This window comes from Kordia sp. SMS9 (genome assembly GCF_003352465.1).
In the GTDB taxonomy this organism is placed as follows: Bacteria; Bacteroidota; Bacteroidia; order Flavobacteriales; family Flavobacteriaceae; genus Kordia.
The window spans coordinates 4,348,617-4,373,701 of the sequence record NZ_CP031153.1 but is presented as its reverse complement, the minus strand read 5'-3'; the positions used below and the strand labels follow the sequence as shown (position 1 = coordinate 4,373,701).

General features: G+C 35.4%; 21 protein-coding genes. 16 read left to right on the top strand and 5 right to left on the bottom strand.

Going from position 1 to position 25,085, the window contains the following annotated elements:
* From KORDIASMS9_RS18480 to pabB, 7 genes are all read left to right on the top strand, one after another.
* Complete coding sequence (locus KORDIASMS9_RS18480) at positions 1-849, top strand: peptidyl-prolyl cis-trans isomerase (protein WP_114904270.1); 849 nt, start codon at positions 1-3, stop codon at positions 847-849.
* A 1-nt stretch (position 850) separates the two neighbouring features.
* The gene (locus KORDIASMS9_RS18475) at positions 851-2,272 is read left to right on the top strand and encodes a peptidylprolyl isomerase (RefSeq protein WP_240321082.1); all 1,422 of its coding nucleotides are present in this window, start codon (positions 851-853) and stop codon (positions 2,270-2,272) included.
* Between the two features lie 8 nt (positions 2,273-2,280).
* A complete protein-coding gene (locus KORDIASMS9_RS18470; RefSeq protein ID WP_114904268.1) occupies positions 2,281-3,234 on the top strand; it encodes a MoxR family ATPase in 954 nt (317 codons plus the stop codon).
* Between the two features lie 246 nt (positions 3,235-3,480).
* The gene (locus KORDIASMS9_RS18465) at positions 3,481-5,751 is read left to right on the top strand and encodes an aconitate hydratase (protein WP_114904267.1); all 2,271 of its coding nucleotides are present in this window, start codon (positions 3,481-3,483) and stop codon (positions 5,749-5,751) included.
* A gap of 650 nt (positions 5,752-6,401) precedes the next feature.
* The gene (locus tag KORDIASMS9_RS18460; RefSeq protein ID WP_114904266.1) at positions 6,402-7,103 is read left to right on the top strand and encodes a hypothetical protein; all 702 of its coding nucleotides are present in this window, start codon (positions 6,402-6,404) and stop codon (positions 7,101-7,103) included.
* Positions 7,104-7,183: 80 nt separating this feature from the next.
* A complete protein-coding gene (locus tag KORDIASMS9_RS18455; RefSeq protein ID WP_114904265.1) occupies positions 7,184-8,977 on the top strand; it encodes a B12-binding domain-containing radical SAM protein in 1,794 nt (597 codons plus the stop codon).
* A gap of 244 nt (positions 8,978-9,221) precedes the next feature.
* Positions 9,222-10,532 carry an aminodeoxychorismate synthase component I gene (gene pabB, locus KORDIASMS9_RS18450; protein WP_240321081.1) on the top strand — a complete coding sequence of 437 codons (1,311 nt, stop codon included), beginning with the start codon at positions 9,222-9,224 and terminating at the stop codon, positions 10,530-10,532.
* Between the two features lie 7 nt (positions 10,533-10,539).
* On the opposite strand, the gene KORDIASMS9_RS23880 is transcribed toward pabB, so the two are convergent.
* Both KORDIASMS9_RS23880 and KORDIASMS9_RS18440 read right to left on the bottom strand, forming a co-directional pair.
* Entirely contained in the window at positions 10,540-10,860 is a 321-nt protein-coding gene (locus KORDIASMS9_RS23880; RefSeq protein ID WP_240321080.1) for a YoaP domain-containing protein, read from the bottom strand.
* 425 nt (positions 10,861-11,285) lie between these two features.
* Positions 11,286-11,906, bottom strand: coding sequence for a hypothetical protein (locus tag KORDIASMS9_RS18440; protein ID WP_162820044.1), 621 nt, complete (start codon positions 11,904-11,906; stop codon positions 11,286-11,288).
* Between the two features lie 252 nt (positions 11,907-12,158).
* Here KORDIASMS9_RS18440 and tilS point away from each other — a divergent pair, with 252 nt between their 5' ends.
* The 3 genes from tilS to KORDIASMS9_RS18425 are packed head-to-tail and all read left to right on the top strand — an operon-like array spanning position 12,159 to position 17,789.
* Positions 12,159-13,469, top strand: coding sequence for a tRNA lysidine(34) synthetase TilS (gene tilS / locus KORDIASMS9_RS18435; protein WP_114904262.1), 1,311 nt, complete (start codon positions 12,159-12,161; stop codon positions 13,467-13,469).
* Complete coding sequence (locus tag KORDIASMS9_RS18430; RefSeq protein ID WP_114904261.1) at positions 13,466-15,922, top strand: protein-disulfide reductase DsbD domain-containing protein; 2,457 nt, start codon at positions 13,466-13,468, stop codon at positions 15,920-15,922. The genes tilS and KORDIASMS9_RS18430 overlap by 4 nt, the downstream gene beginning before the upstream one ends.
* Positions 15,923-15,938: 16 nt before the next feature.
* Positions 15,939-17,789: a DUF885 family protein gene (locus KORDIASMS9_RS18425; RefSeq protein WP_114905288.1), complete on the top strand. Its 1,851-nt coding sequence runs from the start codon at positions 15,939-15,941 to the stop codon at positions 17,787-17,789.
* 353 nt (positions 17,790-18,142) lie between these two features.
* Here the strand turns inward: KORDIASMS9_RS18425 and KORDIASMS9_RS18420 are convergent, their stop codons facing one another.
* The 3 genes from KORDIASMS9_RS18420 to KORDIASMS9_RS18410 form a co-directional block, all read right to left on the bottom strand.
* Positions 18,143-19,075 carry a T9SS type A sorting domain-containing protein gene (locus tag KORDIASMS9_RS18420; protein WP_114904260.1) on the bottom strand — a complete coding sequence of 311 codons (933 nt, stop codon included), beginning with the start codon at positions 19,073-19,075 and terminating at the stop codon, positions 18,143-18,145.
* 130 nt (positions 19,076-19,205) lie between these two features.
* Positions 19,206-19,727: a phage tail protein gene (locus KORDIASMS9_RS18415; protein ID WP_114904259.1), complete on the bottom strand. Its 522-nt coding sequence runs from the start codon at positions 19,725-19,727 to the stop codon at positions 19,206-19,208.
* 50 nt (positions 19,728-19,777) lie between these two features.
* Positions 19,778-20,299, bottom strand: a complete 522-nt coding sequence (locus KORDIASMS9_RS18410) for a phage tail protein (RefSeq protein ID WP_114904258.1) — start codon at positions 20,297-20,299, stop codon at positions 19,778-19,780.
* 232 nt (positions 20,300-20,531) lie between these two features.
* On the opposite strand from KORDIASMS9_RS18410, the gene KORDIASMS9_RS18405 reads away from it, so the two are divergent.
* The 6 genes from KORDIASMS9_RS18405 (at position 20,532) to KORDIASMS9_RS18380 (ending at position 24,733) form a co-directional block, all read left to right on the top strand.
* Positions 20,532-20,915 (top strand): hypothetical protein, encoded by a 384-nt coding sequence (locus tag KORDIASMS9_RS18405; RefSeq protein ID WP_114904257.1) that lies wholly within the window; start codon positions 20,532-20,534, stop codon positions 20,913-20,915.
* A gap of 332 nt (positions 20,916-21,247) precedes the next feature.
* Positions 21,248-21,553: a hypothetical protein gene (locus KORDIASMS9_RS23765; RefSeq protein ID WP_205318007.1), complete on the top strand. Its 306-nt coding sequence runs from the start codon at positions 21,248-21,250 to the stop codon at positions 21,551-21,553.
* 61 nt (positions 21,554-21,614) lie between these two features.
* Complete coding sequence (locus KORDIASMS9_RS18395; protein ID WP_114904255.1) at positions 21,615-22,409, top strand: sensor histidine kinase; 795 nt, start codon at positions 21,615-21,617, stop codon at positions 22,407-22,409.
* An 11-nt stretch (positions 22,410-22,420) separates the two neighbouring features.
* Positions 22,421-23,101 (top strand): response regulator transcription factor, encoded by a 681-nt coding sequence (locus KORDIASMS9_RS18390; protein WP_114904254.1) that lies wholly within the window; start codon positions 22,421-22,423, stop codon positions 23,099-23,101.
* A 118-nt stretch (positions 23,102-23,219) separates the two neighbouring features.
* Positions 23,220-23,846, top strand: a complete 627-nt coding sequence (tmk, locus tag KORDIASMS9_RS18385; protein WP_114904253.1) for a dTMP kinase — start codon at positions 23,220-23,222, stop codon at positions 23,844-23,846.
* A gap of 443 nt (positions 23,847-24,289) precedes the next feature.
* Positions 24,290-24,733, top strand: coding sequence for a hypothetical protein (locus tag KORDIASMS9_RS18380; RefSeq protein ID WP_114904252.1), 444 nt, complete (start codon positions 24,290-24,292; stop codon positions 24,731-24,733).
* Positions 24,734-25,085: the final 352 nt, after the last annotated feature.

Here is a 25,085-nt window from a genome sequence, read left to right as displayed (position 1 = left end):
TTGAGAAACGTAAGTGTCATACTGCTCGTGTTGCTATGTTTTTCGTGCGAATACTTTCAATCGACGAATGTGGGCGAACCAATTGCCAGAGTTGGGGAAAGTTATTTGTATGAAAGTGATATTCTGCCATTACTTTCTGATAATATTTCTTCCGAAGACAGCACGATGATCGTCAACAATTATATTGATCGTTGGGCTACGCAAGAACTGTTCATTCAGCGCGCTAAGTTCAATTTGCCACAAGAAAAACTAGATGCTTTTGACGAATTGGTGGAAGAATATCGCAACGATTTATACATTGAAGCCTACAAAGAAGCCTTGGTCAAGCAATCTATTGATACCACGGTTACGGCGTTTGATGAAGCGGCATATTATACAACCAATAAAGAAAACTTTAAACTCAATGAAGAGTTGTTAAAACTGCGGTACATTAACATTGCCAAAGACAACTCTAATATAGAAGAAATTACGGAGCGTTTTGAGCGTTTTGATACAGAAGATAAATTCGTGTTAGATTCGTTAGCGATTCAGTTTAACAATTACTCTTTAAACGATTCTATTTGGGTAAAACAAACGCAGATTTTCAATAAAATCCCAGTCATAAATACCGAAAACAAAGAGAAATACTTAAAAAAATCACAATTTTCTCAGATAGAAGATTCATTAGAACTATATTTGGTGCGAATTGAAGATAAAATCGGTAGGAATGATATTGCGCCACTCGCGTATGTTCGCCCCACAGTACGACAAATCATTCTGAACAAACGCAAACTTGAATTTATCAGAAAATTAGAAAAAGACATCACAAAAGATGCAATTAAGCAAAAACAGTTTGAAACATATAATTAACATGAAGCAAGGTATATATGTACTTATGCTGCTTGTAGCATTTGGTATGCAAGCGCAGGAAAAGGACGATGCAACGGTGGTAACTGAAACCATGACGGAAGCGAAAACGCAAGCAAACGATTCCACAAAATCGAATGTAAAGCGTGTAAAAATTGACGGCGTTGCTGCCGTAGTGGGTGATTTTGTCATTTTAGAATCTGATGTGGATAAATTTTTACTAGACTTGAAACAACAAGGTGTCAATTCAGCAGATTTGACCAAATGTGGTTTGCTAGGGAAATTAATGGAAGACAAATTATATGCACATCATGCCATTCAAGATAGTATTGATGTATCTCAAGGTGAAATTAGAGATCGTGTAAATCAATCTATAGAATACTTTAGTGAGCAAATCGGAGGCATGGACAAATTATTGAAATTCTATGCCATGGAAGATGAAGCTTCTCTTCGTAAGCGTTTAACGGAAATTACAAAAATACAATTCTTAACGCAGCGCATGCAATCGAAAGTAGTACGTGATGTAGAAATTACACCTGAAGAAGTACGTCAATTCTTTGAAAGAATTCCTGAAGAACAACGTCCTAGAATTGGAGTAGAACTGGAAGTCTCTCAAATCATCATTGAACCAGAACCATCTAAAGAAGCCGTTGATAAAGTCATTAAAAAACTCAAAGACATCAAAGCAGAAGTTGAAGCAGGTTCTAGTTTTGGTACCAAAGCGATTCTATACTCTAAAGATAGAGTTTCTGGACGTCAAGGAGGTTTGATGCCGATTAACAAAAGAATGCCATTAGCAAAAGAATTTAAAGACATGGCGTTTTCACTACAACAAGGTGAAATCTCAGATCCATTTAAAACGGATTTTGGATGGCACATTGTCATGGTTGATAAAGTACGTGGACAAGAACGCGATGTACGACATATTCTACTAATTCCAGAAATTTCTTCGAAAAAACTAGACGAAGCGCGTAAAGAAATTGACACACTGCGTACACGTATTCTCGATGGAGAATTGACCTTTGAAGATGCAGCACGTTCATTTTCTGATGACAAAGAAACCCGTAACAATGGCGGAAAATTGATCAATCCAGCAACATTTGATACACATTTCGAATTGACAAAAATGGATCCAGAGCAATATTCGCAAATCGAACCTTTAAAAGGTGGCGAAATCTCGATTCCATTAATTGACGAAACACGTACAGGTCAAAAAAGATTCAAATTACTGAAAGTAACCAATCGTTTTGACGAACACATAGCTGATTATTCCAAAGATTACATCAAAATCAAAAACTTAGCGCTCAAAGAAAAACAGCTCAAAGAAGTTGGAAAATGGATCGCTCAAAAAATAAAAGACACCTACATCAATGTCAATTCCGACAACCGTAAATGTGAATTTCAAAATAACTGGTTAAAAAAATAAAAAACGCTATGTCAGACGTTGCTGCTATTGAAAACCTTGTAAAAAAACACAAGGAACTCAAGAATGAAATCTCTAAAATCATTGTAGGTCAGGAAAAAGTAATCGATCAAATATTACTCTCCATATTTTCTGGTGGACATGCGTTATTAATTGGTGTTCCTGGATTGGCTAAAACACTCATGGTAAATACCATTGCAACAACGTTAGGATTAGATTTTAAACGCATTCAATTTACGCCCGATTTAATGCCGAGTGATATCTTAGGAAGCGAAATCTTAGATGAATCTCGAAGTTTCAAATTTATCAAAGGGCCTATTTTCGCCAACATCATTTTGGCAGATGAAATCAACCGTACGCCGCCAAAAACGCAAGCTGCTTTATTAGAAGCAATGCAAGAACGCGCGGTGACAGTGGCAGGACATCATTACAAACTAGATTTACCATACTTTGTATTGGCAACACAAAACCCAATTGAGCAAGAAGGAACCTATCCGTTACCAGAAGCGCAGTTAGACCGTTTTATGTTTGCCATTCACTTAACCTATCCAACATTTGCAGAAGAAGTACAAGTTGTAAAAGCAACTACTACAGATGTGGAAGCTTCTGTAAAAGCATTATTCAATGCGCAAGAAATCATTGCCATTCAAAAACTGATTCGTAAAATTCCTGTAGCAGACAACGTTATAGAATACGCGGTGACGTTGGTGTCTAAAACACGTCCGAAAGAAGAAAGTGCTATTGACATTGTAAAGCAATATGTAGATTGGGGCGCAGGACCAAGAGCTTCGCAAAACCTAATCTTAGCAGCAAAAGCACATGCGGCAATCAACGGAAAATTTTCTCCAGACATTGAAGATGTGCAAGCGGTTGCCATTGGAATTTTATCACACAGAGTCATTCGTAATTACAAAGCAGAAGCGGAAGGAATTACGATAAAAAAAATAATAGAAAGTTTGTTTTAGGCGAACTATTTTACAATAACAGATTTTGTAAAAATGCACACTTTTACAAGTATCTAAAAAATAAGGCTTCAAATTATGAAATTCATAATTTGAAGCTTTTTTTATATCTTATTTTGAATTTAATTCAATGAATTTAATTTTTCGATAAAAAAAATGTACTCAAAATAATGGGATGCTGTTAATTTTCAAAAATCAAGATAATTTCGTAATTTCGCAGGACTTTCAAAACACTAAAAAAAGAAATATATGGCCTTTGATATTGACATGATAAAAAAGGTTTACGAAACAATAGTGGAACGTGTAGACAAAGCACGCGAAATTACTGGTAAACCATTAACTCTCTCAGAAAAAATACTATATGCTCACTTGTGGGATGGAACGCCAAGCAAAGCGTTTGTAAGAGGAAAAGATTATGTAGATTTTGCTCCCGATCGTATTGCGTGCCAAGATGCAACCGCACAAATGGCATTACTACAATTTATGCAAGCTGGGAAAAGCAAAGTTGCCGTTCCTACAACGGTTCACTGTGATCACTTAATTCAAGCAAAAGTGGGTGCAACTACCGATTTACAATCTGCCATGAATAACAGTAGTGAAGTATTCAATTTCTTAGAGTCAGTATCAAACAAATACGGAATCGGATTCTGGAAGCCAGGCGCAGGAATCATTCACCAAGTAGTATTAGAAAATTATGCCTTTCCAGGCGGAATGATGATCGGAACAGATTCACATACGGTAAATGCTGGTGGACTTGGAATGGTTGCTATTGGAGTTGGTGGAGCAGATGCCGTTGACGTCATGGCAGGAATGCCTTGGGAACTTAAATTTCCTAAATTAATAGGTGTAAAACTTACTGGGAAAATTTCTGGTTGGGCAGCACCAAAAGATGTGATCTTAAAGGTTGCTGGCATTGTTTCTGCAAAAGGAGGAACAGGCGCGATCGTTGAATATTTCGGACCTGGAGCAGTATCAATGTCTTGTACAGGAAAAGGAACGATCTGTAACATGGGAGCGGAAATTGGTGCCACAACGTCAACGTTTGGATACGACGAATCTATGGAGCGCTATTTACGTGCTACCGACAGAAGTGATGTTGCTGATGCAGCGAATGAAGTAAAAGATTACTTAACAGGAGATGCTGAAGTATACGCAAATCCTGAGCAATACTTTGATCAAGTTATTGAAATTAACTTATCAGAATTAGGACCATTATTGAATGGACCGTTCACGCCAGATTTATCAACAACCGTTGGTAAAGAAATGACAGGAAGAGCACAAGAAAATGATTGGCCAATGCAAGTAGAATGGGGATTAATTGGTTCTTGTACGAACTCTTCGTATGAAGATTTATCAAGAGCTTCTTCTGTAGCACAGCAAGCATTAGACAAAGGCTTAAAAATGAAATCTGAACTAGGAATCAATCCAGGATCAGAACAAGTACGTTACACAGCAGAACGAGATGGAATCCTTGATATCTTCGAAAAATTAGACGCCAAAATATTTACCAATGCTTGCGGACCATGTATTGGACAATGGGCACGTTACAGCGATCCTAAAAATGCACCAAAAAACAGCATTGTACACTCTTTCAACAGAAACTTTGCAAAACGTGCTGATGGAAACCCAAATACACACGCATTCGTAGCGTCTCCAGAAATTACAGCAGCCATTGCGATTTCAGGGCGTTTGGATTTCAATCCGATTACGGACACGTTGATCAACGAAAATGGTGAAGAAGTCATGTTAGACGAACCAACAGGATGGGAATTGCCTCCAAAAGGTTTTGAAGTAAAAGATAACGGATATTTGGCACCAGAAGAAGATGGAAGTGGCGTTGTCGTTACCGTTGCAGAAGATTCTGAACGTTTACAATTACTAACGCCTTTTGTACCACTTGGTAATAGCATTACAGGAGCAAAACTATTGATAAAAGCACATGGAAAATGTACTACGGATCATATTTCTATGGCTGGTCCTTGGTTGCGTTTCCGTGGACACTTAGACAATATTGCTAACAACACACTAATTGGTGCTGTAAATGCATTCAACATGAAAACAAACTTTGTAAAAAGTCAGTTAGATGGTGAATACGATGCCGTTCCAAAGACGCAGCGAGCATACAAAGCAGCAGGAATCAAAACAATTGTCGTTGGAGATCACAATTACGGAGAAGGTTCTTCTCGTGAGCATGCAGCCATGCAACCAAGACACTTGGGTGTAGCGGCAGTCATCGTAAAATCATTTGCACGTATCCACGAAACAAACTTGAAAAAACAAGGAATGTTAGGACTAACCTTTGCAAATGAAAGTGATTATGATTTAATTCAAGAAGATGACACGTTCAACTTTGTAGACTTACACGAATTTGCACCAGGAAAGCCATTGACTATTGAAGCTGTGCATGCCGATGGAAGCAAAGACATCATTGTAGCAAACCACACGTACAACCAAAGTCAGATTGATTGGTACAACGAAGGTTCTGCCTTGAACTTAATCAAAAAAGAAAACAACGCTTAATTAACGTGAGTTCGATATAAATATTATGCTATGTACTTTATTGTTAATACATTACACTTAATGTCAAATCGAGCGCAGTCGAGATTCCTTTGAAAATATCAATTCTTAGCTGTTCTCGACTGCGCTCGAACTGACAAGTGTTTATTTTTCAGTAAATTACAAGTAAAATAAAGGTTTTTTAAGTCGAACTAACGTTAATTAACAAAAGCACGTTTATAAAAAAAGCAGCGGAGGTTTTTGATAAAACCTCCGCTGCTTTTTGGTAAAACCTCCTGTGGTTTTGGTCAAAACCTAAGCAGGTTTTTTAACAAACAAAAGCTCTGAACAAATGTTTGGAGCTTTTTTTATGCTTTTTTGCACCTTTGCTCAGATTCTCTGCACCGCTTCATAATTTTCGCTACACCTTTGCTCTGATTCTGGGCTCCTTTACTCAATACTTTTTGCACCTTTGCTCCTGAAATAGCTTACTTTTTCAACATTTCTTTATGACAAAAGTCATAAAATAAATCGCCCTTTTTTCTGACCTTTAAGTACCGTAAATGAAGAAATATACAAGATCGGATCATCAAATCTGATTTTTCAAATAACTAAAAATACGGGGAAGTTGAAAACCGGTATAGAGTAAACACAACTAATAAAAATTGAGGATTATGGACAAAAAAGTATGGCATAAGGATAAAAGCATGATGCATTTAATAAATGCGTCGTCAAGTAAAGTGTTAGCATTAGCTGATGGAAAAAAACCATTTAGCAAACTAGTCAATGAATCTCTTGTTGGTACAGACATTGAGATCACGAATACTAAAACACTTGAAAGTTTCAATTTAGAAACGGAATTGAATGACCGATTTCTTCAAGTTACTACTTTTTGTATAAGTATGTGGGAATGTGAAATTTTAAACTTCCGACTTTCTAAAGAAAACCCAGAAAACATAACTATTTCCCCAATATTGAAAGAAATAGTTGATAGCGAGGGAAACTTTACAGTGAGAGACGCCTATAGTATCATTGCCAAAGAAACGAAAGAGAATGAATACAAAATGTACAATCGTTTGAAAGGAAACTTAGCAATGCTACTTGCGTACGATATGTTATTCATTGAATTTACAGGTAGCATAGAAGATTCTGAGGAAAGCAATATTATTGATAATGATTTGCCACAGTATAAGGTGGGCTATATGAAACCTGAGTTCTTGAAAGATCCACATGATTTAGGAGGTGATATTGTCACTCGAATTCACCCTGCATTGGTTGCAATTGCTGGAGGTTTTGCAGCAGATGCTGTAAAGGTAGCTGCCGAAGAAGCAGGAACAACAGCAGGTGATATTGTGGGTAGAATGGAATCTCGCTAGAAATTTTTACATAGGTATTGAAAATGTTTTGTGCCTAAGTTTCTAGCATTGTAACGTAGTATAATTTAATTAGTATTTTAATGGAAAAAGTTATAGAAAATATAGCTACAGTTACTAAACCAAGGTTGGAATGTATTGATTTCCTATTGGTTCACCTTCCATTTCGTGAAGGTCCCATAAATCAAACATTCCAACTTGGTTTACTTTGTGTAGCTACAAGTTTGAAAGAAGACGGTTTCAATGTAAAAGTGATAGATGATTGCGAACTCGACACAGCTTCATTTATTGAATTATACAAAAAACATAGACCACGAATTCTTGGGTTTCATGTCAATACAGATTCTGTACCTATTGTGGGACGTGTGATAGAGAAGTTACGTACACTTGACGAAGCACCAGAGCTAATCATTTTTGGCGGACCACACGTAAGTGTTGCAGATGCAGAGCTGCTTGAAAAAGGCTGGGGACATATTGTAGTGCGAGGTGAAGGTGAATTCACAGCACGCGAAATTGGACGTTGGTTTCTTAAAAATGAAGGTACATTAGAAGACATTAAAGGAATCACGTATGTGGATGAAAACAATGAAATAAAACGTACGCCCAACAGACCTTTTATCAAAGATTTAGATAGTTTGCCTTTTCCTGATATTTCACTTTTAGTAAGAGCGCAAAAATATCCAGCGTATCAAATACTTACCGGAAGAGGTTGCCCGTATCATTGTACCTTTTGTGCCGAAGGAATTATTGGTGTCCAATATCGGTACCGATCAGCAAAATCTGTATTGGAGGAAATACGAAACATTGTAGGAAATCGAAAATATACCTACCTAAGTATTTTGGATGATACATTTTTGGTGAATCGAAAACGGGTAGAGGAAATTGCAAAAGGGCTTATTGAAGAATATGCTGAAAACAAAAAACTGAAATGGTTTTGTGAAAGTAGGGTAGATTTTATCATCAAAAACCCTGAGCTTTTTAAATTATTACGAAAAGCAGGTTTGGTACGAGTGCAAATTGGCATCGAATCTGGAAGTCAAAAAGTATTAGATACCTACAATAAAAAAGTAAAAGTAGAAGAGATCATTCGAGCTGTTGAAATTCTCGCAGAAGCCAATATTCCTTCTATATACGGTAACTTTATCATTGGTGGCCCTTTTGAAACGGAGGAAACGATTGACCAAAGTATAGCGCTTGTAAAAACATTATACGATAAAGCTCCTGGAAGAATGGAATGCGGCGCTTCGTATTTAACACTCTTTCCAGGTACGGAACTCACGGTGAATTCAGATAAATATGATTTAGAAATTCTAGATACAGACGTGATGACAACGATATCATTGCAACACCCTGTAGTAATTCCAAAAGGAAAAACAAAACATTGGGTTATTGGACAGTACCATCGTTTTTACAGGGAATTGCAAAAACACCATTTAGAAACCATTATAAATGTACCTTTGAAACTCATTGATGAACATTTAAAACTGAGGGATTATGGTATGAATACACAAAACTCTAATCATTATCTCGTATATCCATGTATTAAAAAACATGAAGAGATTCGCAGTCGACAAAAAATAAAAGAAGACATCTCAGATAGTGAACTTTTACAGATAATTCCTCGGCGTTCGGATACCATAGGTTCACTCAATAATCATTTTGCAGTCATTGCCTATCCAACAGGACCAGTTATATTTAACGATATGGCAGGAAAAATTTACGAACTTTGCTCGGGAAAGTACCGATTGCATGAAATTATTGAAATACTCAGCGCAAACAATAAAAATGTTCCGCCAGAACCGTATTTCACGGAACAAGTAGTGGCAGTAATCAAAGATATGAAAAAGCGGTATTTGTTAACATATTCAGATTTATGATAACATAATTTCAACCAGCTGTAAATTATTAATAAAAAATATCTTACAACTTATATACTAAATAAATACAAATTGACGTTATAATGTCAGTATTGCTGGTATTTCATTTGGAAAACCTTGGACACACGTTCAAGGTTTTTATGTTTATCTATTTTGAATGATTTCACTTTTAGCTCTAAAAATATCCATTAGCTTTTGCGAATACGAGCTTTAATTAAGAAATTTGCAACCTAAACTTGAATTCTTGAGAGTCACGTTACAAATTTCCCTAAAAAATCCCCAAAAAGTAAAGCAGCAATTGTTGTTGTGGAGCCAACAATATCATGAAGTTGTTTGGTTTGATTCGAACAAGCATCAAACAAATTACGGAGATTTTGACGCCGTTTTAGCAGTAGATGCGTTTACATTGCTACAAACCGATCATACCAACGCATTTCAAAAACTAGCAGAATATCAAAAAACGACGAGCGACTGGATTTTTGGCTATTTGTCATACGATTTGAAGAATGACGTGGAACATTTAATCTCGCAAAACGTTGATGGTTTACACTTTCCAGAATTGTATTTTTTTCAGCCTAAAAAGGTATTCTTTCTCAAAGAAAACACACTTGAAATCCACTATTTAAAAGCAGTTGATGACGAATTGGATGCAGATATTTCAGAAATTTTAAATACAAAAATTGATGTAGAAATCTTTACCTATGATGATTCCAACAAAGAACATCGCCCGAAAATAAAACTCCGAATTCACAAGGACGAATATTACGAGAAAGTCAACAAATTATTGGCACATATTCATCGTGGCGATATCTATGAAGCCAATTTTTGTCAAGAATTTTATGCAGAAAACGCAGCGATTGATCCGTTGTCAACTTATACACATTTAAACGCGATTTCAAAACCGCCTTTTGCAACCTACATGCGTTTGGAAGACAAGTACATTCTTTCTGCTTCGCCAGAGCGTTACATTAAAAAGAAAGGTACAAAAGTCATTTCGCAACCGATCAAAGGCACGGCAAAACGATCTAAAAATGTTACAGAAGATCAACAACTCATAGAAAACTTACAAAACGACGAAAAAGAACGTGCCGAAAATGTCATGATTGTCGATTTGGTTCGCAACGATTTATCGAAAACCGCGATCAAAGGAAGTGTGCAAGTAGCCGAGTTGTGCAAAATTTATACTTTTGATCAAGTGCATCAAATGATTTCTACCGTAACTTCGGAAGTGAAAGAAGATCAAAATCCAATCGAAATTTTACAAACTACCTTTCCCATGGGAAGTATGACTGGTGCGCCAAAAATTTCAGCTATGAACATCATAGAAAACTTGGAGGAAACCAAACGCGGTATCTATTCGGGTGCCATTGGGTATTTTACACCTGAAAATGATTTTGATTTCAATGTGGTCATTCGTTCCATTCTCTACAACAGCACGGAAAAATATGTTTCGTATTCCGTTGGCGGCGCCATTACAGCAAAATCCATTCCTGAAAAGGAATACGAAGAATGCTTAATTAAAGCGAAAGCGATGCGTGAAGCGTTGGAATCGTAAATGAGTTTTATTTAAGTGCCTTTGCAATTACTTTATCATACCTTGTATCCATGCAAACACTCAAATCGGTCGTGACAAATTTTCCATTCAAAAACATGCTAAAAATAGTTGCGGGACTTGGACAATTTTGTGCTTCTTCCATGGTTTTTAACTTGATGATTTCCAATGGTAAATTTCTGTTTTTAGCAGTAGTGACGAGTGATTCTTTCGCGTGAAACTCCGCAAACGGACACCGATTGGAATAATACACTACAATTCCGTTTGTATTTGGACATTCTCCACTTTGTATAGAGGCATTGAACTTTGGATCTGGAGCATTTTCGTCCATTTTTCTTATACTTTCCAGAAACCCAAAAGCAATTGATATTTAGGTAATTGGAAGCCGTAATGGGAATCCATGCGGTTTCTGCAGGACCATATTCTATAAATACTTTGGCTCTCTCATTCAGTCTTCTAAAAACATATCCGTTGTGAAACTCTTTCTGTAGCCATTCTTTTTTAGCTTGATAACTATCGGCGCATTTTTTATCAGAAATTGCACAACAAATATGTTCTTTGGATATGTTTTGAGCGTTCAGTTGAATGAATTCTGACATGATTTCGTTGTTTTTAGGTGTTTCTTAAAGTTACGAAATTTGACAAAATTTTTCGAACGAAAATTAGTAATAATATGCGTTTACACAGAGTATCAATCTACGACTGTGATCTCATAGAAAATTACACTCAAAAACGTAGTTAGCATTCAAATACTGACTAAATAAATTTCCGCTTCAATAATCCCTGTCTGATTTTTAATTTTCGAGCTGCATGACCGTATTTTGCTTTAATAGTCTGCATTTTTGTGTGTTCTGGGAAAAAACCTTCTACTGAAAATAACGCATGATTTGTAATTTCTAGGTCATGTAGACATACTAATTTTGTTTTGATAGGGTGAAAAATTTTACTGAGATTTTTTTCTCCGAAAATACTCGGTAAAACTTTACGTCTGGTATATTCATACACAATTTTAACATCCTTTTCTTTTTTAATATCCTTAGGATTTAATGGATCATGATGCATGAAAAAACCTAAATCTTTGCATAATAAATCATAACTAACAGTATCAATAACGTGCGCATGCCAAAAATCGTCCAATTCATCAGAAATAGCGTGCATGTTAAAAGGATCTAGTATTGCTGTTGTATAGTATTGAAACAAGGCAGTACATCCTTCGTTGTAATAATTTTCATCTCTTTTTTTTCCTTTTTCCTTGTGGATTTTCTTTACTAGAAATTTTATCATTTCTAAATCTTCGGCATCCAAACGTTTCAATGCTCTTTTTTGATATTTTGTAATATCATTTTTTGCCATTTTTCTTAAAGAAGTTGTTCTCATGGTGTTTTTTTTTAGATTCATTAGATATTGGTTTTAAATTAGTGTAGTTTTTTATTTCTATACGTAAAATAAATACCTATTTTAAATGTAGTAAAATCTTACTTTAAATCAAAATAAGCGATGATCTTTTATTTAAAAAATACAGCTCTTTATGTAACATTTTGTAAGCTGATTTATTTGATAATTCGGCTATTTAATTATCTTTGGAAACACTAAGAATCACAAGGGTTTTACTCTGTTTAATCTATTCGTTTGCTAGAGAATTTAGAAAAACATATCACTACGCATTTGCCTTTTTTGAAAGATGCAAAAGTACTGATCGCCATGAGTGGCGGATTGGACAGCGTGGTACTTTCTACATTGCTCTATAAACTGAACTACTCAATTGCGTTTGCACATTGTAATTTTCAACTTAGAAATGACGAAAGTGATGCGGACGAAGCGTTTGTAACACAGTTAGCTGCGGAAATGAAGGTGAACGTTTATACGAAAAAGTTTGAAACAGCAACTTTTGCGAATGAACAGAAACTATCTATTCAAATGGCGGCTCGAAAGTTACGCTACGAATGGTTTCAAGAACTTACAGAAACTTTTGAATACGATTACATTTTAACAGCACATCACAAAGATGACGCGTTGGAAACCTTTTTGATCAATTTGTCTCGCGGCACCGGAATGGAAGGTTTGACAGGCATTCCTGAACGAAACGAAAACATTGTGCGTCCGCTGTTACCATTCACACGAAACGACATTTGCGCGTATGCGGAACAATACAAATTGCAATGGCGAGAAGACAGCAGTAATGCTTCCACAAAATACCTTCGCAATAAAATAAGACACGAAATTGTACCGTTGTTGCACGAATTGCATCCCACATTTATGGACAATTTTGAAAGTACGCAACAACATTTGCAAGGAAGTAAAGACATTGTTCATGATCGCATTCAGCAACTTCGTGAAACACTCCTAGAAAAAGTGGCAAACGATACATATCAAATTGAAATTGCGGCGCTTCAAAAACTATCCAATCCGAAAGCCTATTTGTATGAATTGTTGAAAGCATTTGGATTCAGTGCATGGAATGACATTTCTGATTTATTGTCCGCACAAAGCGGGAAACAAGTATTTTCGGTAAACTATCGCCTTGTTAAAGATCGCGACTATTTGTTCATTCAAAAGCAAAACCAACAAGAAACTTCCGAACCGATATTCATTCACGATTCGGAATCGACTATAAAATCACCTATTCAACTCCATATTGAAGAAGTAGCAAGCATTACCAACACCGGTAAAAACATCCTATATGTTGATAAAAAGATGTTAAAGTTTCCTTTAATCGTACGGAAATGGCAAAATGGAGACTATTTTTATCCGTTTGGAATGCAAGGAAAGAAAAAGTTGAGCAAATACTTTAAAGATGAAAAGTATTCATTGATTGACAAGGAAAATCAATGGTTGCTATGCAGTGAAGAAAATATTGTATGGATTATTGGAAAACGCTCGGATAATCGGTACAAAGTAACCCAACCAACTAACACTATTATTAAGCTAACATTGCAATGAAGAAATTACTAACTACGCTTTTATTTTTATGTGTGACGAGTTTCACGCTACATGCACAAATGATAGATCCTGTTTCATGGACTTCTGAAATTGAAAAGGTTTCTGATACAGAATACAATTTGATCTACAAAGCAGAAATTAAGACGAAATGGCGATTGTACTCTCAGTATTTGGGAGAAGATAGCGGTTTTCCAACGGAATTCATGTACGATTCCATTCAACAAGCAACTGATTTTAAACTTGTTGGAAAAAACAAAGAAAGCAAAGGAATTACCAAATTTGACAAGGTTTTTCAAGCAGAACTGACCTATTTTAAAGGCACAGCAACATTTATACAAAAAATAGAACTCACCAATCCGAATGCAACTTCCATTACTTCAGAAGTCATTTATCAAAGCTGTGACGATGAAAAATGTATTTTGGGTGATGAAGAATTTACGTTTGCCATTCCCAAATCGACAACAAAAAAGAAGGAATCTGGAAAAAAGGTGGAATCTGGATGGAATGTGGCGCAAGCACAAGGCTCTTTTCAAAATGAACACCCCAAAATATTTGATCCTGTACAATGGAAAGGTTCTGTATTAAAATATTCCGATGACGAATATGAATTGGTCATGGAAGCTACTGTGGAAGACAAATGGCACTTGTACTCACAAAAAAGTTATGGCGACTCTGGGCCATTTCCTACCGAATTTTCATTTTTAGAAGCTGGCAAAGGATATGAGACTGTTGGAAATGTAGAAGAATCTAAAACCAAAGAAGTATTTGATAAAGTATTCAATCAAAAAATATCTTTCTATGAAGGAAAAGGAACCTTCAGGCAAAAAATAAAGGTAACTGATAAAAACACAAAAGAAATCACGGCAGAAGTCGTGTTTATGGTGTGTGATGATGAAAAGTGTTTGCCACCCACAGCAAAAGAAATAAAATTTAATCTTTCAAAAGCTACCGTAGCGAAAAAGGCAGATAAAAAAGATGAAAAAAGAAGTTTATGGGCCACCTTTCTGATTGCTTTTGGTTCAGGATTTTTAGTATTATTTACGCCATGCGTATTCCCAATGATTCCAATGACGGTAAGTTTCTTCACCAAGCAGAGTAAAAACAGAGCCGTAGGAATTCGCAATGCCATCTTGTACGGACTTTTTATTATCATCATATATACAGGCTTAGGAACAACTATTTCAGTATTATTTGGCTCAAATACGATGTATGAAATCTCAACAGGCGTTACATTTAATTTAGTCATGTTTGCCGTATTACTCATTTTTGCATTCTCGTTTATGGGCGCATTTGAAATTATGTTGCCAAATTCGTGGGTGAACAAAGTAGATCAACAATCAAATCGTGGTGGAATAGCAGGAATCTTTTTTATGGCGTTGGCGTTAGCTGTTGTATCTTTTTCGTGTACATTTCCCATTGCAGGAACCGCCTTAGCAGATGCCGCTAGAACAGGAGGAATTACGCCTATTGTAAGTATGTTTGGTTTCTCGTTAGCGATTGCGATACCATTTGCGCTATTTGCTATTTTCCCTGCGTGGATGAACTCATTGCCAAAATCAGGCGGATGGTTAAATACGGTAAAAGTATTTTTAGGATTCTTGGAATTGGCGTTTGCGTTCAAATTTTTATCCATGGTCGATATTGCTTTGCAAACACACTTTTTGGACAGAGAAGTATTCTTAGCCATCTGGATCGCCATTTTTGGAACCTTGACATTGTACCTTTTCGGGAAACTTCAATTGCCGCATGACAGTCCTTTGCAAAAAATATCAGTAGGAAGAGCTTCTTTAGGCATGTTAGTCTTAGCATTTACCTTATACTTATTACCAGGACTGTGGGGAGCGCCATTAAAACTAATTAGTGGTTTTCCGCCACCAATGAACGGATTTAGTGAATCACCGTATGGAGTTGGTTATAAAAAACGAGTACAGGCAAGCGTAAATTATTCAGATATAAACCAAAAAGAAACTTCAAAAACAACAGCAGCAGATAAAGAAGCTTCCCATGAAGGGCCACATGGATTAACGGCATTTTTAGATTATGAAAAAGGATTGGAATATGCTAAAAAAGTGAACAAACCTGTCATGCTCGACTTTACAGGGTATACTTGCGTAAATTGTCGTAAAATGGAGGAACAGGTTTGGACTGAAGGAAATATTCTCGATTTACTAAGTAATGAAGTTGTGTTAATCTCGCTCTATGCAGATAATAGAGAAGAACTACCAAAAGACGAACAATACGAATCCAAAGTTACAGGAAACAAAATTCGCACCATTGGTCACAAATGGCAAGAATTCCAACAAATACATTACAATACCAATGCACAACCATTATATGTCATTCAAGATACGGATGGAAATGATTTAACAGAAGCTGTAGCGTACACACCAAATCCTGTGGAATACGAAAATTGGCTCAAAGATGGTATTGACAAATTCAAAAAAGGAAACTAACCAACCCAAAAAATATATGAATACAATCTCTAAAAGTATATTGATGTTGTTTGCTTTTACAGTAGTTATTTCTTGCGAAAGCGAAAAAAAAGAAACAGTAAAAACGTATACAATAGCTGAAGTTACAGAACATTCGCAACGTTTAAATGATTGGTTTCAAGATCAGTTTGCACTCGATTTAAAAGAGTCTCCTCAAATGCAAACTCGTATTGGCGATAAAACCGATTACGGAAAGTGGGATGATATCTCGGCAGAAGCTGATGAAAACCGATTGCAAGTAGCCAAAGATCGCTTAAAATGGTTGAACGAAAATGTAGAAGAAACGGCTTTAGATGCTTCTACCGCATTGAGTTACAAGCTATACAAGCAACAAATGCGCAATCATATTGACGATTACACATACAAATTATACAATTATCCGTTGAATCAAATGCACGGAATGCAAGCGGAAATTCCTGCGTTTCTCATCAACATGCACCAAATAAAAGACACGACAGATGCGAAAGCGTATGTTTCTCGTTTGCAAGGTTTAAAATCGCTCTTTTCTCAAGTAGAAGAAAATTTAAAAGCACGCGAAAAAGCAGGTATCATGCCACCAAAATTTGTGTTTGATCACGTTATTAATGACTGTAAAAACATCATTAAAGGCAAGCCATTTGATAATAGCAGTAAGAACAGCACACTTTGGAACGATTTTACTACCAAAATCAACGAGTTAGAATTAGAAGAAGGAGCGCATCAATTATTAGATGATATGGCAAAAGAAGCCTTATTAAACTCGGTACGTCCTGCGTATACTTCATTAATCACTTTGCTAGAAGATCAAAGAACGCGTGCAACAGATGAAGATGGCGCATGGAAATTCCCTAACGGAGCTGCGTTTTATAACAATGCCTTACAGCGCACGACGACTACAAATATGACAGCCGATGAAATTCATGAACTTGGTTTAAAAGAAGTCGCTCGTATCCATAGTGAAATGTCAACAATAAAGGAAAAAGTAGGGTTTAAAGGTTCGCTACAAGAATTCTTTACCTTTATGAAAAATGACAAGCAATTCTACTATCCAGCTACAGCAGAAGGTCGCAAAAACTATATGAACAGAGCAACGGAAATCATCAATACGATGAAAGGACGTTTGGACGAATTGTTCATCACGAAACCTAAGGCAGACATTCAGGTAAAAGCCGTAGAAGCGTTTCGTGAAAAATCGGCAGGAAAAGCATTCTACCAACAACCAGCTTTAGACGGTTCACGTCCAGGAACCTATTACGCCAACATGTATGCCATGGAAGCAATGCCAAGTTATCAAATGGAAGCCTTGGCGTATCATGAAGGAATTCCGGGACATCACATGCAAATAGCCATTGCGCAAGAATTGGAAAACGTTCCGATGTTTCGAAAATTTGGGCGTTACACAGCCTATGTAGAAGGTTGGGGATTGTATTCGGAGTATATCCCAAAAGAAATGGGCTTTTACAGCGATCCGTATTCAGATTTCGGACGTTTGGCAATGGAATTATGGCGCGCATGCCGATTGGTGGTGGATACAGGAATTCACGCCAAAAAATGGACACGTCAAAAAGGAATTGAGTATTACACCACAAACACGCCAAATGCCAAATCGGATGCTGTAAAAATGGTAGAACGACACATTGTAATGCCAAGTCAGGCAACGGCGTATAAAGTTGGGATGAACAAAATCATTGAGTTGCGTAAAAATGCAAAAGCAACGCTAGGGGAGAAGTTTGATGTTCGCGAATTCCATGAAGTCGTTCTCAGCAATGGCGCGGTACCACTCAACGTACTTAGCGATTTAGTTGACGAATGGATTGCAAGTAAAAACGTAATTAAACTCAAAACATAAGTAGAAAAATATAAGCTACTAAAAGCAAAAGCGAATGCTGTAAAAAGGATTCGCTTTTTATTTCAACTCTCTCTAAGACTTCTATATTTTATGTGTAAATTGGTAGTATTACCTTCTTTTTCACTTTCGTGAGATTGCACACGTTTCTTTGAAAAGGCAGTAATTCTGCTATAAAACTTAGCGGAACAACAACGATTCTCTTCGTTTTGCAGGGTTTGAAGCGACTTGCAGCAAAAAGTATGTTACATCTTAAAGTAGAATTGGTATGAAAATATAGATTTTAAATGAATCGTATAAAAAAAAAGCGGATACACAATGTATCCGCTTTTGTAATATTTTATGTTATACTATCCTTATTTAATCACTAACTTCTTTGTAGTTGAAGCAAATTCGGATGTTATTTTTACAAAATACACACCTGATTTTAAATTCAAGCTTAAATCTGTATTTGTATTAATTCCATTTAAAGGATACGAAGCTACTGTGCGACCATTTAAATCTGTAATAGTAGCATTTTGCAATGCAATTCCAGTGTTTTTAATAGTTACATTTCCATAAGTTGGATTAGGGAATAGTTCAATACCATTCTCAAGAGTCGCTTCTTCAACACCTAATACCATTGCAGCATCTACAACAATATCGTCAAACAAAATTTCTTCTTGTGGTCCTTGTGAATCAAAAAGAACACGTACCACCAAAGAATCTCCACTACCAGAAATAGTAGCATTAATCTCTTGAGAAGCTTGATTTACTAAAACATCATCTCCAGTACCTGTAATCCCGTTCATGCCAACATCATGGTAATAATTGTTGTTTGAAGAAGTTCCACCTGTATTGATAATCGTTTGAAAACTGCCGCCGTCAATAGATATTTGTACTTGTAAAAAGTCGCCATTTTCATATCTATTACCATCACTTCCTCTAGCTGCTGCTAAACGAAATTTTAAAGTCAAACCGCTAGCGCCTGTAATATTAATTGCATCTGTATCAATATAGTGTTGTCCAAAAAAACCTGCACCATCGTGATCCTCAAAAGCAATTACATTACCAGAAAATCCAGTAACTGTATTTCCTAGCGGTAATGAAGCTGGAGTAGCTCTTATGATATAATCGGTACCTGTTGTTCCAAAATTAACAGCTGTGCCTCCACCATTATAAAGCTGGTATGTATCAAAATCTGGTCCCTCAAAATTTTGAGTATACAGATTTACCTGTGAATGTGAATAAGTACTAAAAATCATAAAAAATGATAGTAATAATACTCTTAAAATGTAGTTTTTTTTCATGCTTGTTCGTTTAGTTTTGTGTAAAGGTAATGTAATTTTTCTATTTAAGGGAAATCCTAATATTTTGAGTTGAAAAATAATCTCCGAGTTAGATAATTTTTACTTAACTCGGAGATGTATAACTGTTATATTAGCTTCTAGAAGGGAAAGTTCCTTGCAAAGCAATAATATAGTTAATCCCTAAAAATGGGTTTCTAATATTGAATGGTTGTTGTCCACCAGTATTACTAAGAGTCACACTCCCATTAGCTAAGCTTGTGTTTGGTGCTCCTTCCACATAAATTTCAGATGCTCCTATAGATGAGTTTGTTCCAGGAACATCATCATCACCAGCAGCATTAGATACTTTTATAGATCCAGTATGGTTGTGGCTAGGTAAATTCAAAAGTGTCAAAGTAACAGTTTCTAGACCACCTCTTTGTCCTAACTTAATGTCTGAAAGTCCAGGACCACGTCCTGCATGGTTAGGAGTTCTACCACGTAAGTCTGGCAAAGCAAAAGTTGTTCTTCCATCACCACCATAGGTAGTTCCTAAAAGTGAGAAAAGAGCTTGATTTGCATTTATTGGTAGTAATTGTCCGTCGCAAAATGCCCAACCTCTTGGAGCAAAATTTCCGGCAAACATTACAATTTGCGCTAAAAATGGATTCATAATTATATTTTTTTAATGTTAATTAATTCGTTTTTTATAAAATTACTTTATTAGCTTCTTGATGGATATACACCCAACATTGCAATAATATAGTTGATTCCTTCGAAAGGATTTCTCATATAAAATTGTTGGCCACCTCCATTGTTTAATGTAGTGACACTTCCATTTGCTAAACTTGTATTTGGAGCTCCTTCCACATAAATTTCAGATGCACCAATAGAAGCATTAGTACCAGGAACATCATCGTCACCAGCAACATTAGATACTCTCATTGATCCAAGGTGATTATGCATTGGCATTTGATTAACAGTCAGTGTGTGGTACTCAGCACCACCTCTTTGTCCAAGCTTAATTGTTGAGAGTCCTGGGCCTGTTCCTGGGTGAACAGCAGCTCTTCCTCGTAAATCAGGTAAAGCAAACGATGTTCTACCATCACCACCATACGTTGTTCCTAAGATAGAAAACAAAGCTGAATTTGATGAGATAGCTAATAATTGTCCGTTACATAATGCCCAACCTCTTGGTGCAAAATTACCTCCGAACATAACAATTTCTCCGATAAATGGATCCATAATAATATAGTTTATAAGGTTAAAAGAATAAAGATAGTATTTTTTCTTGAATACTAGTCCTCACAAAAATATAAGTAATGCGTCAGTAATATAATGGTTGAATCACTTAAAATTAAAAACAGGTAGAAATACGTAATTATATTTAAATAATATTTTTTTAAAGCCGTACTTCGAATTTAAAAAGATTTAATTTACTATTTTTAAGCCATACTAACTACAAAATTTTATTATTATGGTAAACACAATTTGTTTAGACACCGCAGTTGATTGGACAACCCAATGGAGATCGCAAGAAGGCACTTTTACAAACTACACCGATTTAAAAGCCTTTTTAATTCCCTTAGACGATTTAAAAGAAGTTATAGCTGAGCCTAATGTAGTAAACGTACGCGCTTATATTGGTGTAAATAAAGATAATGACTATCAACCACACTTAATTATTGTCGGCGTTAATGAAGAAGGGGAAGATATTATTTACAAAGCTTCTGGCATAGGCTGCGAAGATGGCGATGGAACTGTAAATACTGGATTGTATGACTTCTCTCAACCTTGTCCTACTACCTGTGATACGTCAAGTCCATTATATGGTCCACAAAAAGAAGTAAATTTTAAGTAATAAAACTCGTTATCCAAGATATTGTAACATATGTAGGATATTTAGTTCTATTTATAAATATCATACTTTTTTTTAGCACTTATTCCAAAAATGGGATAAGTGCTAAACTATTTTCATGGTATTTATTAAGTATGGGAATCATTCAAGTTGCTACTTTTTGGTTGTGGTACAATAGTGTTAATAATTTACACCTAACGCATTACTATTTAAGCATACAATTCATATTATTAAGTTTATTCTACTATTCGCTTTTTATCAATAAAAGACAAAAATTATTAGTAGCTATTATTCTTATTCTCGTGGTTGGTATTCTGATTGTACAATCGTACTTTATGCCAGAATTACTATATAGGTTTAATTTGACTGAAATCTTACTAACATCGCTAACGATCGTTTTTTACAGCATCATTCATTTTTATAATTCATTGAGCGAAACTAAAAAATTCACATATATCAATTCAGGAATTTTTATTTATGTACTTAGCAGTACACTCATTTTCTGCTCTGGAAACATCATGACTGAGTTAGATCCATCTATAAATCACTTGGTTTGGTTTATGAATGTAGTATTGTATTTGGTATATCAAATATTAATTTCGGTAGAATGGTTTCGCAATTTTAGAAAGAAAGTACTATAATTCTTTATATCTTAACACCAAATTTCAAAACGTAGCGATAACACAAAGGACTTAATTTTTAATGGAAGAACTTTTTTCAGGAGATAATAAATTTATCACCATTGTTATTTTAGGAGCCATATTGATGCTAATCATGGCACTGACATTAATTTTGTTTTTCTATTTATCCCGAAAAAAAATTATTCAAAAAGAATTAGAAAAAAAGACACTAGAACTCAAGCATCAAAAAGAAATGCTAAAAGCTACGATTGTAGCGCAAGAAGCGGAACGCAATCGCATTGCACAAGACTTACACGACGCCATTAGTGCGAAACTCAATGTAGTTTCACTTAGTGCAAACTTTCTATTAGAAGAAGAAAATGTATCGTCGCAAGAAACGGAAGAAATCATCACACACATGCTAAAAGTAACGAACAAAACGATTGAAAGTTCACGAAAAATAGCGCACAATTTATTGCCGCCAATTCTTGAAAAATTCGGTTTAGGTGCCGCTTTAGAAGAATTGTGTGACGAATTTAGCAATAGCAAAAAAGTACATGTTTCTTCAAAGATTGACTATACCGCTGGCAGACTTTCTAAAGATAGTGAATTGCATGTGTTCAGAATTGTACAAGAACTCATGAACAACTCTATGCGTCACGGAAAAGCAAAAGGCATCGAATTAAATTTTAATCCTACAAAAGAAAACTTATTTTTACATTACAAAGACGACGGATTGGGCTTCGACACCAAAAAAATAGGCGTTCAAAAAGGACTTGGGTTGCGAAATATAGAAAGTAGGGTTTCTTTATTGCAAGGAAAAATTAACTATTACAGCGAAAAAGAAAAAGGAGTACAAGTAGAAATCACCATATAAATTACAACATCATGGATACACCAATTATCAAAATTGCCATCGCAGACGATGAAGCATTGTTTAGAGCAGGAATGTCATTCATACTTACGCGTGTTAAAAACTTCGAAATTATCTTTGAAGCAGAAAATGGTTCCGATTTAATTGAAAAGCTAAAAGTAGCACCAGAACAACCAGATGTGATTCTAATGGACTTAAAAATGCCATTGCTCAATGGTGTTGAATGTACCAAAATTTTACAAAAAGAATATCCAGAAATCAAAGTTATTGCCGTTACAAGTTATGATGGTAAATCATTCATTACGAATATGATAGATGTTGGAGCTTCTTCTTACTTACTCAAAAACACATCGCCAAAAGTGGTCGTGCATACCATTAATGAAGTGTACGACAAAGGTTTTTACTATGACGAACGCGTATTAAAAATCATTCATGAAAACCTCTTATCTGCTAAAAGTAAGCGTATCAAGAGCGATTTAGACAACAATCTACTCACCAAACGCGAAAAGGAAATTCTTGAACTCATCTGCAATCAATACACCACCAACGAAATTGCTGACAAACTATTTATCAGTCCACGGACGGTTGAAGGACACCGAAACAACTTATTGCTCAAAACAGAGTCGAAAAATGTAGCAGGTTTGGTCATTTACGGAATTCAAAAAAAGCTCATCGAACTCTCACCAGATTTTTAAGCCTATTTTTTGACATTTTTATGATGAATCCATTCGGATGGAAATCACTTAGATATTCAAAATACCATATCAAAATCCAGAATATTATCTTTACTTTTGACGCCACAATAAAAAGTTCATGAAAAACAACATATTCATTGCCATAGAAGGGATTGATGGAAGCGGAAAAAGTACACAAGCCAAAAACATTGCCAAACGTTTAGAAGCTGACGGACACAAAGTATATCTTACATTTGAACCAACCGATATGCGCATTGGTAAAATGATTAGAAGCATTTTGAGTGGAAAAGAAAATGCGGATGAAAAAGTAATTGCGGCTTTATTTGCTGCGGACAGATTGGATCATTTACTTCATGAAACCAACGGAATTCTCAAAAAATTAGCAGAAGGATACACAGTCATAACCGATCGTTACTACTTTTCTTCCTATGCATATCATGGCGCACATGTAGACATGGATTGGGTAATTGACTCCAACAGAATGGCAGCTGAAATTCTAAAACCGCATGTCAATATCTTTGTCGATGTATCTCCCGAAGTTGCCATGAAACGCATCAACACCAATCGCGATTCGGTAGAAATCTATGAAACGCTAGACAATCTCAAAGCCGTACAATCGCAATACTTACGAGCATTTGAAAAACTAAAAAATGAAGAACATATTGTGGCTGTTAATGGAGACGATTCTCCTGAAAAAGTGACAGAAAGTCTTTGGGAAGTTTTACAAAAGGAAAATCTTATCTAAAAAAAATCAAAATAGTATAATTTTTTAAAAGATTAAACTATAATTTATAGTGTTTAATCTTACAAATTACAGTTGAAATAACTTTAAATTTATTAGTTTTGACTATCTTGTAGGTTTATAACCAATACCACTATACTATGAAATCAAAACTCTTCACAGCTTTATTCGTTTACATATTGTCAATTTCTTGTTCAGATGAACTCAAAGAAACAAACATGGCAACTACTTTAGAAGCAACAGCGAAAACATAACAACTACAATAAATTCAAGCAAAACTAACACAAGATATTATTGACAATCAACAACAGATTTCTCATTATGAATTTAATGTTACTGCATTAAAAAAACTCATCAATACAGAAAAGGTAAGTTATATTTGGTTTGATATAGGACTAAACACCAACCATCAATTAACGTTTACAGCTACAGGCGAAAACAAAAATATGGGCGAAATCATCGCGCAAGTTCCTTCACAAATTATAACTACTGATAAGTACAAATTAGAGATATCAATTTTCAAAAAAATAGGAGACAAAACATCGAATGAGCTTCAAGAAGTGACGCATATTTTAAAAAATAGCGAAGCCTTTGAATACCTCACAAAAATGCAAAACTCGTATGATAACTTCGAGGCAATCATTGACCAAAGTGGACAACGTATAGAACGCTTCGGGTTAGATGCAAATGTAGTTCAGCGAATACTACATATTGACAATATACATTCACTAGGGTTACATTTGGGTGTAAATAACAATCAAAAAATGACAACGGTTTTCATTGGGAAAGACAAACACGGAAAACTATTACTAGGAGGAAACACAAAAAACATAAACGACGAAGGAGATCCATTTGATTTTTCGAAGCCTTGTCCTAATGATTGCAACTAGTATACAAATTACTCAACAACTAATAATATTATCAATTTCTTGTTCAGATGAACTCAAAGAAACAAACATGGCAACTACTTTAGAAGCAACAGCGAAAACATACAACTACAATAAATTCAAGCAAAACTAACACAATATATATCGTTGACAATCAACAACACATTTCTCATGATGAATTTAATGTTGCTGCATTAAAAAAAAGTCTCTTTTTACTCAAAAGGGACTTTTTTTTGAGTGTAAGTTATTGAAAATTAATTTTTAACATATAAAATAATCATTTTTCACAAAACACAAAACCGTGTTTTTCCTATAAAAAAATGTTTTTTCTCCCTAAACAAAACCGTGTTTTTCC